13 protein-coding genes are annotated in these 12781 nt (G+C 65.8%); 12 read left to right on the top strand and 1 reads right to left on the bottom strand.

The window, feature by feature from the left end:
* Nucleotides 1-110 precede the first annotated feature (110 nt).
* The 7 genes from LCHO_RS14170 (at nucleotide 111) to dnaB (ending at nucleotide 5706) form a co-directional block, all read left to right on the top strand.
* Nucleotides 111-383: a DUF4212 domain-containing protein gene (locus LCHO_RS14170; protein ID WP_012347851.1), complete on the top strand. Its 273-nt coding sequence runs from the start codon at nucleotides 111-113 to the stop codon at nucleotides 381-383.
* Nucleotides 384-400: 17 nt separating this feature from the next.
* The gene (locus LCHO_RS14165; protein ID WP_012347850.1) at nucleotides 401-2512 is read left to right on the top strand and encodes a sodium:solute symporter family protein; all 2112 of its coding nucleotides are present in this window, start codon (nucleotides 401-403) and stop codon (nucleotides 2510-2512) included.
* A 116-nt stretch (nucleotides 2513-2628) separates the two neighbouring features.
* A complete protein-coding gene (gene rpsF, locus LCHO_RS14160) occupies nucleotides 2629-2994 on the top strand; it encodes a 30S ribosomal protein S6 (RefSeq protein ID WP_012347849.1) in 366 nt (121 codons plus the stop codon).
* Between the two features lie 44 nt (nucleotides 2995-3038).
* Entirely contained in the window at nucleotides 3039-3347 is a 309-nt protein-coding gene (gene priB, locus LCHO_RS14155) for a primosomal replication protein N (protein ID WP_012347848.1), read from the top strand.
* 10 nt (nucleotides 3348-3357) lie between these two features.
* Nucleotides 3358-3642 (top strand): 30S ribosomal protein S18, encoded by a 285-nt coding sequence (gene rpsR, locus LCHO_RS14150; protein ID WP_012347847.1) that lies wholly within the window; start codon nucleotides 3358-3360, stop codon nucleotides 3640-3642.
* A gap of 11 nt (nucleotides 3643-3653) precedes the next feature.
* Nucleotides 3654-4106, top strand: coding sequence for a 50S ribosomal protein L9 (rplI, locus tag LCHO_RS14145; RefSeq protein WP_012347846.1), 453 nt, complete (start codon nucleotides 3654-3656; stop codon nucleotides 4104-4106).
* A gap of 178 nt (nucleotides 4107-4284) precedes the next feature.
* Entirely contained in the window at nucleotides 4285-5706 is a 1422-nt protein-coding gene (gene dnaB, locus LCHO_RS14140; RefSeq protein ID WP_012347845.1) for a replicative DNA helicase, read from the top strand.
* Nucleotides 5707-5793: 87 nt separating this feature from the next.
* Here dnaB and LCHO_RS14135 read toward each other — a convergent pair whose 3' ends face one another.
* Nucleotides 5794-6489 (bottom strand): Bax inhibitor-1/YccA family protein, encoded by a 696-nt coding sequence (locus LCHO_RS14135; protein WP_012347844.1) that lies wholly within the window; start codon nucleotides 6487-6489, stop codon nucleotides 5794-5796.
* Nucleotides 6490-6670: 181 nt separating this feature from the next.
* Here LCHO_RS14135 and LCHO_RS14130 point away from each other — a divergent pair, with 181 nt between their 5' ends.
* The 5 genes from LCHO_RS14130 to LCHO_RS14110 all read left to right on the top strand — a co-directional run bounded on the left by LCHO_RS14130 (nucleotide 6671) and on the right by LCHO_RS14110 (nucleotide 12779).
* Nucleotides 6671-7078, top strand: coding sequence for a GlcG/HbpS family heme-binding protein (locus LCHO_RS14130; RefSeq protein ID WP_012347843.1), 408 nt, complete (start codon nucleotides 6671-6673; stop codon nucleotides 7076-7078).
* Nucleotides 7079-7288: 210 nt separating this feature from the next.
* Nucleotides 7289-8473, top strand: a complete 1185-nt coding sequence (carA, locus tag LCHO_RS14125) for a glutamine-hydrolyzing carbamoyl-phosphate synthase small subunit (RefSeq protein WP_012347842.1) — start codon at nucleotides 7289-7291, stop codon at nucleotides 8471-8473.
* On the top strand, nucleotides 8466-11741 hold the full coding sequence (gene carB, locus LCHO_RS14120; RefSeq protein ID WP_012347841.1) for a carbamoyl-phosphate synthase large subunit: 3276 nt from the start codon (nucleotides 8466-8468) through the stop codon (nucleotides 11739-11741). The genes carA and carB overlap by 8 nt, the downstream gene beginning before the upstream one ends.
* 94 nt (nucleotides 11742-11835) lie before the next feature.
* Complete coding sequence (gene greA, locus LCHO_RS14115) at nucleotides 11836-12312, top strand: transcription elongation factor GreA (protein ID WP_012347840.1); 477 nt, start codon at nucleotides 11836-11838, stop codon at nucleotides 12310-12312.
* An 11-nt stretch (nucleotides 12313-12323) separates the two neighbouring features.
* Complete coding sequence (locus LCHO_RS14110; RefSeq protein ID WP_012347839.1) at nucleotides 12324-12779, top strand: DUF4149 domain-containing protein; 456 nt, start codon at nucleotides 12324-12326, stop codon at nucleotides 12777-12779.
* Nucleotides 12780-12781 lie beyond the last annotated feature (2 nt).

Raw genomic sequence — 12781 nt, 5'->3', positions numbered from 1 at the left:
TCTACTCCGTGACTCCCCCGTGGCGGCTGCGTGCCGCCACGGACACAATCTCATCCATGGGAGTTCAAGAAACGGCTGAGGTCGCTGCAGGTTCCGTCGAGGCGCGCGCCTTGCACTGGCGCAAGGTGTGTCTCTGGACCGCACTGGGCCTGTCCGGATGGCTGCTGGTGACCTGGGGGGTGGTCTGGTTCGCCAGCGATTTCAATGCCTGGACCGTTGCCGGTGCGCCCGCCGGCTACTGGCTGGCGGCACAGGGCGCGATCGGGGGCTACCTGATCATCATCATCGTGCACGGCCGGATCATGGATGCGCTGGAGCGGCGCAGCCAGGCCGCAGCCGATGTCGCACCAGGGCGCTCATCACCGGAGTCCTCACTTGACTGACGCGTCGTCCATCGCCCATGGCTGAACGTCGAGGCGGCCAGATCCGGCCGACCCAGGCCACGCGCGTCTTCACCCATGTGCTGCACCGGCGCTATGCCGCGTACACCGTGGGCGTGCTCTGCTTCATCGTGTTGATGGCGCTCCTCGAGCGCATGGGCTGGCCGCGCACCTGGATCGGCGGCACCTTCCTGATCGGCACGGTGGCGGTCTATGCGGCGATCGGCCTGATGTCGCGCACCACCGACGAGTCCGAGTACTACGTCGCCGGGCGGCGCGTGCCTGCCATCTACAACGGCATGGCCACGGCAGCCGACTGGATGTCGGCCGCGTCCTTCATCGGCACTGCCGGCGTGCTGTACCTGCAGGGCTTTGCGGGTCTGGCCTACATCCTCGGCTGGACCGGCGGTTACTGCCTGGTGGCGCTGCTGCTCGCGCCCTATCTGCGCCGGGTCGGCTACTTCACGGTTCCCGAGTTCCTCGGCGCCCGCTATGGCGGCGTGCTGCCGCGCATCGTGGGCGTGGCTGCGGCCGTGCTGGTGTCGTTCGTCTACGTGGTGGTGCAGATCTACGGCGTGGGGCTGATCACGTCGCACCTGACCGGTTTCAGTTTCGAGATCGGCATCTTCGTCGGCCTGGGTGGCGTGCTGGTGTGCTCGTTCCTGGGCGGCATGCGGGCGGTGACGTGGACGCAGGTGGCGCAGTACATCGTGCTGATCCTGGCCTATCTGACGCCCGTGTTCTGGCTCTCGATGAACCAGACCGGCAGTCCGTTCCCGCTCTTTTCATACGGGCAGCAGCTTCAGCAGGTGGGCCTGCGCGAACAGGCGCTGCTGCACGATCCGCGTGAGCTGCAGGTGCGCAACCAGCTGCAGGTGCGTGCCGACGACGCCCGGCGCAAGCTGGCCGACGTGCCGCAGGCCATGATCGACGACGCCGAAACCATGGCCGCCCAGGTGCGCGCGCTGCAGGCGGCCGAGGCGCCGTTGGCGCGCATCCAGCAGGCCGAGCGCAAGCTGGCGACACGGCCTCACACGATCGACGAGGCGCGGGTCGTCTATCAGCGCGAAATGGACCAGTCGGCCTTGCGGGCGTTGCCGCTGGCAGGCATGCCGCCGCAGGCCCAGCCCTATCCGGATTCGGGGGCGGCGAAAGCGGATCAAGCGCCCGGTGCGGCACGACGGAATTTCCTGGCACTGGTGCTGTGCCTGATGCTGGGCACGGCCGCCATGCCGCATGTGCTGACGCGCTACTACACCACGCCGTCCGTCACCGAGACACGCAAGTCGGTGGCCTGGTCTCTGTTCTTCATCGCGTTGCTCTACATGGCGGCACCGGCGCTGGCCGCCATGGTGAAGTACGAGGTCTTCACCAATCTGATCGGCACGCCTTTCGATCAGCTGCCCGGCTGGATCCGGCGCTGGTCCAAGCTGGATCCGTCGCTGGTATCGGTCGAGGACATCAATGGCGACGGCCTGCTGCAGCTGGCCGAGTTGCGCCTGGCCGGCGACGTCATCGTGCTGGCCGCCCCCGAGATCGGCGGCCTGCCGCTGGTGGTGACCTACCTGGTCGCGGCGGGCGGATTGGCCGCGGCGCTGTCGACCGCCGACGGGCTGCTGCTGACGATCTCCAACGCCTTGTCGCACGACCTGTATTTCGGCTTCGTCAACCCGCGGGCGCCGGCGATGCGGCGCGTCATGCTGTCGAAGTTCCTGGTACTGGTGATCGCCTTGCTGGCCGCGTTCATCGCGTCGATGCGGTTTGCCGACATCCTGCAGTTCGTGACGGCCGCGTTCTCGCTCGCGGCCGCGGGGTTCTTTCCGGCCCTGGTGCTGGGCATCTTCTGGCGGCGCGCCAACCGATCCGGGGCGACGCTGGGCATGCTCTCGGGGCTGGGTGTGTGCCTGTACTACATGATCACGACGCATCCGCGCTTGCGTGATCTGTTCGGAATCGGCATGCCGATCGATCAGGCCCGCTGGTGGGATGTGGATCCGGCCGCCGCCGGGGTCTTCGGCGTGCCGGTCGGCGCCGCCGTGATGTTCGTGGCGAGTCTGCTGACGCCCGGCCCCGGACCGGCCGAACTGGCGATGGTCGACCGCCTGCGCGACCCGGGCCGAGAGTCCGACTGAGCGTGATGCTCGGGGCCGCGCCTGCCGCGCTGATATACTAGCCGGCTTGCCTTTGCCGCACCTGTTTCTTGACGCAACGGGGCGGCTTCCGCAACTGGAATCCACAAGGAGCATCTATGCGTCATTATGAAATCGTGCTGCTGGTCCATCCGGATCAGAGCGAACAGGTTCCGGCCATGCTGGAACGCTACAAGACCCTGGTGACGGCCGCCAACGGCAAGGTCCATCGGGTCGAAGACTGGGGCCGCTTCCAGCTGGCCTACATGATCAACAAGCTGGCCAAGGCGCACTACCTGTGCCTGAACATCGAGTGCAGCAAGGAAACCCTGGCTGAAATCGAGACCGGCTTCCGCTTCAACGACGCCGTGCTGCGTCACCTCACGGTCAAGCGCGACAAGGCCGAGACCGGCCCGTCGGCCGTGATGAAGCGGGTTGAGAAGGAAGAAGCCCGCAAGTCGTCGCAACAGGAGACGGCAGCCTGAATGCCTGATCCCCTGCGCGTTTGCGCTGCACGACAGGCTCGATGATGAATCGGGTCCTGCTCACCGCGCAGCTGCTTGAACGTGCGGTCATGCGCTACACCCCGGCAGGTCTGCCGGCGCTCGACGTGCGATTGGCTCACGCCTCGCAGGTCGAACATGCCGGTCAGGCCAGGCAGGTCTCGATGGAGATCCACGCCACTGCCATCGGGGATGTCGCCCTGGAGCTCGGTCGACTTGCGGTGGGCACCACCGCCGAGTTCACCGGCTTTCTCGGCAAGCAGCGACATGGCAAAGGGGTGATGCTGCACATCAGCGCTTTCGTTTCCAGTCCCCAGTCACCTGAATTGAACTAAGGAGGTCTTCATGCCCCCGCCACGTGGTAAGTTTTCCAAAGACCGCAAGACCAAGCGCAACCAGCAGTCCCTGCTGTTCAAGCGCAAGCGTTTCTGCCGCTTCACCGTCACCGGCGTCAAAGAGATCGATTACAAGGATCTCGACGTGCTGCGCGACTTCGTCGGTGAGAACGGCAAGATCACGCCGGCTCGCCTGACCGGCACCCGTGCGTTCTTCCAGCGCCAGCTGACGACCGCGATCAAGCGTGCGCGCTTCCTGGCTCTGCTGCCGTACAGCGACCAGCACAAGGTCTGAGGAGAAACGCGATGCAAGTGATCCTGCTTGAAAAAGTGGCCAACCTCGGCGTCCTCGGTGATGTCGTCAAGGTCAAGGACGGGTACGCCCGCAACTTCCTGATCCCGACCGGTGCCGCTCGTCGTGCCACCGAAAAGGCCGTCGCCGAGTTCCAGGCTCGTCGCGCCGAGCTCGAGAAGGTTCAGGCCGAGAAGCTGGCTGCCGCCAAGGCACAAGGCGACAAGCTGGCCGGCAAGACCGTCTCGATCAGCCAGAAGGCTGGCGTCGACGGCCGTCTGTTCGGTTCGGTGACCAACGCCGACATCGCCGAGAGCCTGAAGGCGCTGGGCTTCGATGTGGTCAAGGCGCAGATCCGTCTGCCCAACGGGCCGTTGAAGACCGTCGGCGAGTTCCCGGTCTCGGTGGCTCTGCACACCGACGCCGTGGTTGAAATCACCGTGGCGGTGGTCGGCGAGCACGTCTGACGCACACGGCAGGCCTGTGCCTCGGGCACGGCCTGCGATGGACCTGACAAGGCCGGCTTCATGCCGGCCTTGTTGTTTGTGCGCTCCGCAAGCGTCGTGACGCTGCGGCAGCGAACGGACTCCCTTCCCTCGGTTCCATGCCTCGCGCATGGCGTCTGCACCGGCCTATCATCAAAAGATGTCTGCTCAGCTGTCAGGATCCCCCTACCCGCCACGAGGCGCCGATGACGAAGTCGCCCGCCTGCGCATCCCGCCTCATTCGGTCGAGGCCGAACAGAGCGTGCTCGGTGGCCTGCTGATCGACAACTCGGCGTCCGACCGGGCGGGCGACCTGCTGACCGAGAGCGATTTCTACCGCTTCGAACACAAGCTGATCTACGGCGCCATGATGGCGCTGATCTCGGCCAACAAGCCGGCCGACGTCATCACGGTCTTCGAGCAGCTCAAGAGCCTGGGCAAGGCTGAAGAGGTGGGGGGGTTGGCCTACCTCAACGCGCTGGCGCAGAGCGTGCCGAGTGCGGCCAACCTGCGGCGATACGCCGAAATCGTGCGTGAGCGCGCCATCCTGCGCAAGCTGGTTGCCGCCAGCGACGAGATCGCCACCAACGCGTTCAATCCGCAGGGGCGTGGCGTTGCCTCGATCCTCGACGAGGCGGAAACCCGGATTTTCCAGATCGGCGAAGAGGGCTCGCGCAACAAGCAGGGCTTTCATTCGATGGACACGCTGGTGGTTCAGCTGATCGACCGGGTCCAGGAGCTGGCTGAAAACGGCGCTGGAGAAGTCACCGGGGTTCCGACCGGTTTTGCCGATCTGGACCGCATGACGTCCGGGCTGCAGCCCGGCGACCTGATCGTGCTGGCGGCACGGCCTTCGATGGGCAAGACCGCCTTTGCGCTCAACATCGGCGAGCACGTGGCGGTGAAGGAACAGCTGCCGGTGGTCGTGTTCTCAATGGAAATGGGCGCCTCGCAACTGGCGCTGCGGATGGTGGGCTCGCTCGGGCGCATCGACCAGCAGCACCTGCGCACCGGCTCGCTGCGTGACGATGAATGGGGGCGGTTGTCCGAGGCGGTCGACCAGTTGCGCAATGTCAGCCTCTTCATCGACGAGACCCCGGCGCTCACGCCGGCCGAACTGCGTGCGCGCTCGCGGCGCCAGGCCCGCCAGTGCGGCAAGCTCGGACTGATCATCGTCGACTACCTGCAGCTGATGAGCGGCTCGAACAGTGGCGGCGGCGAGAACCGCACGGCCGAGATCAGCGAGATCTCGCGCGGACTGAAGGCGCTGGCCAAGGAGCTGCAGTGTCCGGTGATCGCGCTGTCGCAGCTCAATCGCTCGGTCGAGACGCGCACCGACAAGCGGCCGATGATGAGCGACCTGCGCGAGTCGGGCGCCATCGAGCAGGACGCCGACGTCATCATGTTCATCTACCGCGACGAGTACTACAACAAGGAGTCGAAGGAGCCCGGCGTGGCCGAGATCATCATCGGCAAGCAGCGTAACGGGCCCGTGGGCACGGTGCGGCTGGCGTTCCTGCGGCCGCTGACCAAGTTCGAGAACCTGGCGCCGGGCAGCTTCGGCGGCGGCAGCGAGTACTGATCGCGTCGGCCAGGCAGGTCAGAAAAAAGGGGCTCCTCTCGGAGCCCCTTCTTCATTCAGGGATCTGGATGCGCTGTGCGTTGTCGCTCAGTCGCGCTCGCCGCCGAAGATGCCCAGCAGGGCCAGCAGGCTCTGGAACACGTTGTAGATGTCCAGGTAGATCGCCAGCGTGGCACTGATGTAGTTGGTTTCGCCGCCGTCGAGCACGCGCTTGATGTCGTACAGCATGAAGGCCGAGAACAGGCCGATCGCGATCACCGACAGGGTCGCCATCAGCGCCGTCGACTGCACGAAAACGTTGATCAGGCCGGCCACCAGCAGGACGATCGCGCCGACGAACAGGAACTTGCCCATGCCGCTGAGGTCGCGCTTGATCACGGTGGCGAGCGTCGCCATCGCGAAGAAGACGCCGGCGGTGCCGCCGAAGGCCATCATGATCAGCGAGCCGCCGTTCTTGAAGCCCAGCACTGCGGCCAGCATGCGCGACAGCATCAGGCCCATGAAGAACGTGAAGGCCAGCAGCACGGCCACGCCGGTCGCCGATTCCTTGGTCTTTTCGATCGCGAACATGAAACCGAAGGCGCCGATCAGGAACACCGCCAGCGAGGCGCCCGTTCCGAGTGCGGCCATGATGCCGGTCGAGACGCCGATCCAGGCGCCCAGGACGGTGGGCAGCATCGACAGCGCGAGCAGCCCGTACGTGTTGCGCAGCACGCGGTTGCGCTGCAGGCCCAGCGCTCCCGTGCCAGCGTTGCCGGTGTAGGTGTGCAGGCTTTGATTCATGTGACCTCCAGAGTCAGGTTGAACAGACGCGACATGAGATCGCTCAAATCCATTCTAGTTCCCGCGCCGATTGTCGTTGCCGCCGTGCAGATTGCCCGGCCTGCGGGCTGCCGGATGGTTCCTGCGGCTTTGGTAGAGTGGCGCGCCGCTCCGTTTCGGAGCTTGAAGACGAGATCGACCGATGAAAACCAAGCCCGTTCTGACCCTTGAAGATGTGCGTCGCATGGCCGCTGCCGCCGAGGCCGAGGCGCTGAACAACAACTGGGCCGTGACGATCGCCATCGTCGATGACGGGGGGCACCTGCTGTGGCTGCAACGCCTGGATGGGGCTGCGGCGCTGTCGGCGCACATCGCTCCGGCCAAGGCGCGCACCTCGGCGCTGGGTCGGCGCGAGAGCCGCATTTACGAGGAGATGATCAACCAGGGGCGCACGTCCTTCCTGAGCGCGCCCGAGATCGACGGCCTGCTCGAAGGTGGCGTGCCCATCATGGTCGATGGCGAGTGCATCGGTGCCGTGGGTGTCAGCGGCGTCAAGTCGGTCGAGGACGCGCAGGTCGCCAAGGCGGGTATCGCGGCCCTGGGCGCGTGAGCGCCAACGCCCCAAAGTAGGTCGCAGCGGCCGGGGAAAACCCGCGGCCGTCTATAATCCCGCGGTTTGCCCGTCAACACCGCCGCCTAGCGAATTTGTCGTCGAATCCCCCCGCGGACTCGCGCCAGTCGACCGGATGACATCTCTTGAAGGGATGGCCATCCGGCGAGCCACCTGCAGAGCTGGGCGTGCCACCTATCCGGAGTCCCCGTGCTGCCCGTCCTGCCTCCCGCCATCCTCGCACTCGCAGACGGTACGGTCTTTCAAGGTGTCTCGATCGGCGCTGCCGGTCACACCGTGGGTGAGGTTGTGTTCAACACAGCGCTCACCGGCTATCAAGAGATCCTGACCGACCCGAGCTACTGCCGGCAGATCGTCACCCTGACGTATCCGCACATCGGCAACTACGGCGTCAATGAACAGGATGTCGAGGCCCGCAAAGTACACGCTGCGGGCCTGATCATCAAAGACCTCCCGATCCGTTCGTCCAACTTTCGCCAGTCGCTGACGCTGTCGCAATACTTGGTGCGTGAAGGCACCGTTGCGATCGCCGACCTCGACACCCGCCGCCTCACCCGCATCCTGCGCACCCACGGTGCCCAGAACGGCTGCATCGTGGCGTTTGCAGCTGACACCGTCGTGACACAAGCCATGCGCGACGAGGCCGTCGCGCTGGCCCGCAAGGCCCCCAGCATGGCCGGCCTCGACTTGGCTCAGGTCGTCACCACCGACGTCTCGTATCCCTGGACCGAAACCGAGTGGCAGCTCCTCGGCGCCGACGGCACGCCAGGGTTCGGCGACCAGACCGCACCGCGTTTCCATGTCGTGGCCTACGACTTCGGCGTCAAGCGCAACATCCTGCGCATGCTGGCCGAGCGCGGCTGCAAGGTCACCGTGGTGCCTGCCAGGACGCCGGCCGCCGAAGCGCTCGCGCTCAAGCCCGACGGCATCTTCCTGAGCAACGGCCCGGGTGACCCGCAGCCCTGCGACTACGCCATCGAGGCGGCTGCCGAACTGATCGAGACCGGCATCCCGACCTTCGGCATCTGCCTGGGCCACCAGATCATGGCGCTGGCCTCGGGCGCCAAGACCTTCAAGATGAAGTTCGGCCACCACGGCGCCAACCATCCGGTCAAGGATCTCGACACCGGCCGCGTCTCCATCACCAGCCAGAACCACGGTTTTGCGGTCGATGCCGAGTCGCTGCCGGCCAACCTGCGCACCACGCACGTGAGCCTGTTCGACGGCACGCTGCAAGGCCTGGCGCGCACCGACAAGCCGGCGTTCTGCTTCCAGGGCCACCCGGAAGCCTCGCCCGGTCCCCATGACATTGCCTACCTGTTCGACCGCTTCACCAAGCTGATGAGCGACCAAGCGGAGAAGAAGAATGCCTAAGCGCGCTGACCTGAAATCCATCCTCATCATCGGCGCCGGCCCGATCATCATCGGCCAGGCCTGCGAGTTCGACTACTCCGGCGCGCAAGCCTGCAAGGCGCTGCGCGAAGAGGGCTACAAGGTCATCCTGGTCAACTCGAACCCGGCCACGATCATGACCGACCCGGCCACGGCCGACGTCACCTACATCGAGCCGATCACCTGGCAGGTGGTCGAGAAGATCATCGCCAAGGAGCGCCCGGACGCGATCCTGCCGACCATGGGCGGCCAGACGGCGCTCAACTGCGCGCTCGACCTGCACAAGAATGGCGTGCTCGACAAGTACAAGGTCGAGATGATCGGCGCCAACGAGCACGCGATCGAGAAGGCCGAGGACCGCCTGAAGTTCAAGGACGCGATGACCTCGATCGGCCTGGGCTCGGCCAAGTCGGGCATCGCGCACTCGATGGAAGAAGCCTGGGCGGTGCAGAAGGCGATCCAGGCCGACATCGGCGGCGCAGGCTTCCCGATGGTGATCCGCCCCAGCTTCACGCTGGGCGGCACCGGCGGCGGCATCGCCTACAACCCCGAAGAGTTCGAGGAGATCTGCAAGCGCGGCCTCGACCTGTCGCCGACCAAGGAACTGCTGATCGAGGAATCGCTGATCGGCTGGAAAGAGTACGAGATGGAAGTGGTCCGCGACAAGGCGGACAACTGCATCATCGTCTGCTCGATCGAGAACCTCGATCCGATGGGCATCCACACCGGCGACTCGATCACCGTGGCGCCGGCGCAGACGCTCACCGACCGCGAATACCAGCTGCTGCGCAACGCCTCGATCGCGATCCTGCGCGAGATCGGCGTCGACACCGGCGGCTCGAACGTGCAGTTCTCGATCAACCCGGTCGACGGCCGCATGGTCGTCATCGAGATGAACCCGCGCGTCTCGCGCTCGTCGGCGCTGGCCTCCAAGGCCACGGGTTTTCCGATCGCCAAGATCGCCGCCAAGCTGGCCGTGGGCTACACGCTCGACGAGCTGAAGAACGACATCACCGGCGGCGCCACGCCGGCCTCGTTCGAGCCGTCGATCGACTACGTCGTCACCAAGATCCCACGTTTCGCGTTCGAGAAGTTCCCGGCTGCCGACTCGCACCTGACGACGCAGATGAAGTCGGTTGGCGAGGTGATGGCGATGGGTCGCACCTTCCAGGAATCGTTCCAGAAGGCGCTGCGCGGTCTGGAGACCGGCATCGACGGCCTCAGCGAGCGCTCCACCGATCGTGACGAGATCATCGAGGAGATCGGCGAGGCCGGCCCCGAGCGCATCCTCTATGTCGGCGACGCCTTCCGCATCGGCCTGTCGCTCGACGAGATCTTCGAGGAAACAGCGATCGACCCGTGGTTCCTGGCCCAGATCGAGCAGCTGATCCAGACCGAGACCGAGCTCAAGACCCGGTTGCTCGCGAGCCTGACGGCGACCGAACTGCGTTTCCTGAAGAAGAAGGGTTTCTCGGACCGCCGCCTGGCCAAGCTGATGGGCACCAACCAGCACGCCGTGCGCGAGGCGCGTCATGCGCTGGGCGTGCGGCCGGTCTACAAGCGGGTCGACACCTGCGCGGCCGAGTTCTCGACCCAGACCGCCTACCTCTACTCGTGTTACGAGAACGAGGACGGCGAGTGCGAGGCCGAACCCACCGCCAACAAGAAGATCATGGTGCTGGGTGGTGGCCCGAACCGCATCGGCCAGGGCATCGAGTTCGACTACTGCTGCGTGCACGCGGCGCTCGCCATGCGCGAGGATGGTTACGAAACCATCATGGTCAACTGCAACCCGGAAACCGTCTCGACCGACTACGACACCTCCGACCGCCTGTACTTCGAGCCGGTGACGCTCGAAGACGTGCTCGAGATCGTCGACAAGGAAAAGCCGGTCGGCGTGATCGTGCAGTACGGCGGCCAGACGCCGCTGAAGCTGGCGCTGGATCTGGAGCGCGCGGGCGTGCCGATCATCGGCACCTCGCCGGATTCGATCGACGCGGCCGAGGACCGCGAGCGCTTCCAGAAGCTGCTGCACGAACTCGGCCTGAAGCAGCCGCCCAACCGCACCGCGCGCACCGAAGAAGCCGCGCTGGCGCTGGCGCACGAGATCGGCTATCCGCTGGTGGTGCGCCCGAGCTACGTGCTGGGTGGCCGCGCGATGGAAATCGTGCACGGCGACAAGGACCTCGAGCGCTACATGCGCGACGCGGTGCGCGTGTCGGAGAAGTCGCCGGTGCTGCTGGACCGTTTCCTCGATGACGCGGTGGAGGTCGATGTCGACTGCATCAGCGACGGCGTCGACGTGATGATGGGCGCCATCATGGAGCACATCGAGCAGGCCGGCGTGCACTCGGGCGACTCGGCCTGCTCGCTGCCGCCGTACACCCTGTCGACCGTGCTGCAGGACGAATTGCGCCGCCAGACCACGGTCATGGCCAAGGGGCTGAAGGTGGTCGGCCTGATGAACGTGCAGTTCGCGATCCAGGGCGACGTCACGCAGGGGCTCGATGCCTGCACGGTGTACGTGCTGGAAGTCAACCCGCGCGCGTCGCGCACGGTGCCCTTCGTGTCGAAGGCGACCGGCCAGCCGCTGGCCAAGATCGCCGCGCGCTGCATGGCCGGTCAGAAGCTGGCCGACCAGCGCGGTGTGGGCGGTCGTGCGCCGCACGAGGTCATTCCGCCTTATTTCAGCGTCAAGGAAGCGGTTTTCCCGTTCAACAAGTTCCCGGGCGTGGATCCGATCCTCGGCCCCGAAATGCGCTCGACGGGCGAGGTGATGGGCGTGGGTCTGACGTTCGGCGAGGCGATGCTCAAGAGCCAGCTGGGTGCCGGCTCGCGCCTGCCGACCAAGGGCACGGTGGTGATCTCGGTCAAGAACAGCGACAAGGCGCGGGCCGTCGGTGTCGCGCGCGACCTGCATCAGCTCGGCTACACGATCGTGGCGACCAAGGGGACCGCGGCCGCGATCGCCCAGGGCGGCGTGCCGGTCAAGGTGGTCAACAAGGTCAAGGACGGCCGGCCGCACATCGCCGACATGATCAAGGGCGGCGAGATCCAGCTGGTGTTCACCACGGTCGATGAAACCCGCACGGCGATCGCGGATTCGCGCCACATCCGCACCGCGGCTCTGGCCAACCGGGTGACCTACTACACCACGATGGCCGGCTGCGAGGCGGCCACCGAGGCGCTCAAGCATCAGGCCGGGTTGTCGGTGGTCTCCCTGCAGGAACTGCACGCGCAACTGAACTAAACTGTTTGCATCGCGTCTGCCGCTGCCAGCCTCCTGTACAGGAGGCCGTCGGCGGCTCATTTTTTTGTTCACCCGAATGACCTGACTGAAGCACATGGCCACGATTCCGCTGACCAAACGTGGCGCTGAACTGCTCAAGGAAGAGCTGCAGCGCCTGAAGACCATCGAACGTCCGTGGGTGATCAATGCGATTGCCGAAGCGCGCGCCCAGGGGGACCTGTCCGAGAACGCCGAGTACGAAGCCGCAAAGGACAAGCAGGGCTTCATCGAAGGCCGCATCCTGGACGTCGAGGGCAAGCTGGCGATCGCCCAGGTGATCGACCCGGCCGTGCTCGATGCCGGCGGACGGGTGGTGTTCGGCGCCACCGTCGATCTGGAGGAGGAAGAAAGCGGCGACGCCGTGACCTACCAGATCGTCGGCGAGGACGAGGCCGATCTCAAGAAGGGACTGGTCTCCGTCGGCTCGCCGATCGCCCGCGCCCTGATCGGCAAGGAAGCCGGTGACGTGGCCGAGGTTCAGGCGCCCGGTGGCGTCAAGCGCTACGAGGTCGTCGAAGTGCGTTACGTCTGAACGGCGTCGTGATGCTCGGACGTCTCGCCGCCTTGCTGGCCAGCCTGTGGCTGGGTCTGGTACTGACGCTGGGGGCGGTGGCCGCACCGGCGGCGTTTGCCGTGCTGGAGCGCTCGTTGGCTGGCCGGGTGGCGGGGCAATGTTTCCGGATCGAGGCTCAGCTGTCGCTGGGCTTGGCCCTGCTGCTGTTGCTGATCCATCGTCGCCTCGCTTGCGACCGTGCCGCGAAGGCGCCGGAGGCGCAGGTCTCGGTGATGTCCGCCGAGATCCTGCTGGTGCTCGGGGCGCTTTTCTGTACCGTGCTGGGTTATTTCGCGCTGCAGCCGGCGATGGAGGCCGCTCGTGCAGGACAGGGGGCCTGGAGTTTCGGCGCGATTCATGGCGCCTCGAGTGCCCTGTTTGCACTCAAGGGCGTGCTGTTGCTTGTCCTGGCTTGGCGCGCAACGGCGCCTCGCGTTCCGCTCTGAAC

Origin of the sequence: Leptothrix cholodnii SP-6, assembly GCF_000019785.1 — a bacterium.
GTDB classification, from domain to species: domain Bacteria; phylum Pseudomonadota; class Gammaproteobacteria; order Burkholderiales; family Burkholderiaceae_C; genus Sphaerotilus; species Sphaerotilus cholodnii.
The sequence above is the reverse complement of the archived record's forward strand: the minus strand, read 5'-3'. Positions and strand labels throughout refer to the sequence as shown.

Excerpts from the sequence above, each read along its gene's own strand:
- LCHO_RS14130 (WP_012347843.1), top strand. The coding sequence starts at position 6,671 with ATGAAAACCAAGCCCGTTCTGACCCTTGAAGATGTGCGTCGCATGGCC.
- carB (WP_012347841.1), top strand. The coding sequence starts at position 8,466 with ATGCCTAAGCGCGCTGACCTGAAATCCATCCTCATCATCGGCGCCGGC.
- priB (WP_012347848.1), top strand. The coding sequence starts at position 3,039 with ATGAATCGGGTCCTGCTCACCGCGCAGCTGCTTGAACGTGCGGTCATG.
- dnaB (WP_012347845.1), top strand. The coding sequence starts at position 4,285 with ATGTCTGCTCAGCTGTCAGGATCCCCCTACCCGCCACGAGGCGCCGAT.
- greA (WP_012347840.1), top strand. The coding sequence starts at position 11,836 with ATGGCCACGATTCCGCTGACCAAACGTGGCGCTGAACTGCTCAAGGAA.
- LCHO_RS14110 (WP_012347839.1), top strand. The coding sequence starts at position 12,324 with ATGCTCGGACGTCTCGCCGCCTTGCTGGCCAGCCTGTGGCTGGGTCTG.
- rplI (WP_012347846.1), top strand. The coding sequence starts at position 3,654 with ATGCAAGTGATCCTGCTTGAAAAAGTGGCCAACCTCGGCGTCCTCGGT.
- rpsF (WP_012347849.1), top strand. The coding sequence starts at position 2,629 with ATGCGTCATTATGAAATCGTGCTGCTGGTCCATCCGGATCAGAGCGAA.
- LCHO_RS14135 (WP_012347844.1), bottom strand. The coding sequence starts at position 6,489 with ATGAATCAAAGCCTGCACACCTACACCGGCAACGCTGGCACGGGAGCG.
- rpsR (WP_012347847.1), top strand. The coding sequence starts at position 3,358 with ATGCCCCCGCCACGTGGTAAGTTTTCCAAAGACCGCAAGACCAAGCGC.
- LCHO_RS14165 (WP_012347850.1), top strand. The coding sequence starts at position 401 with ATGGCTGAACGTCGAGGCGGCCAGATCCGGCCGACCCAGGCCACGCGC.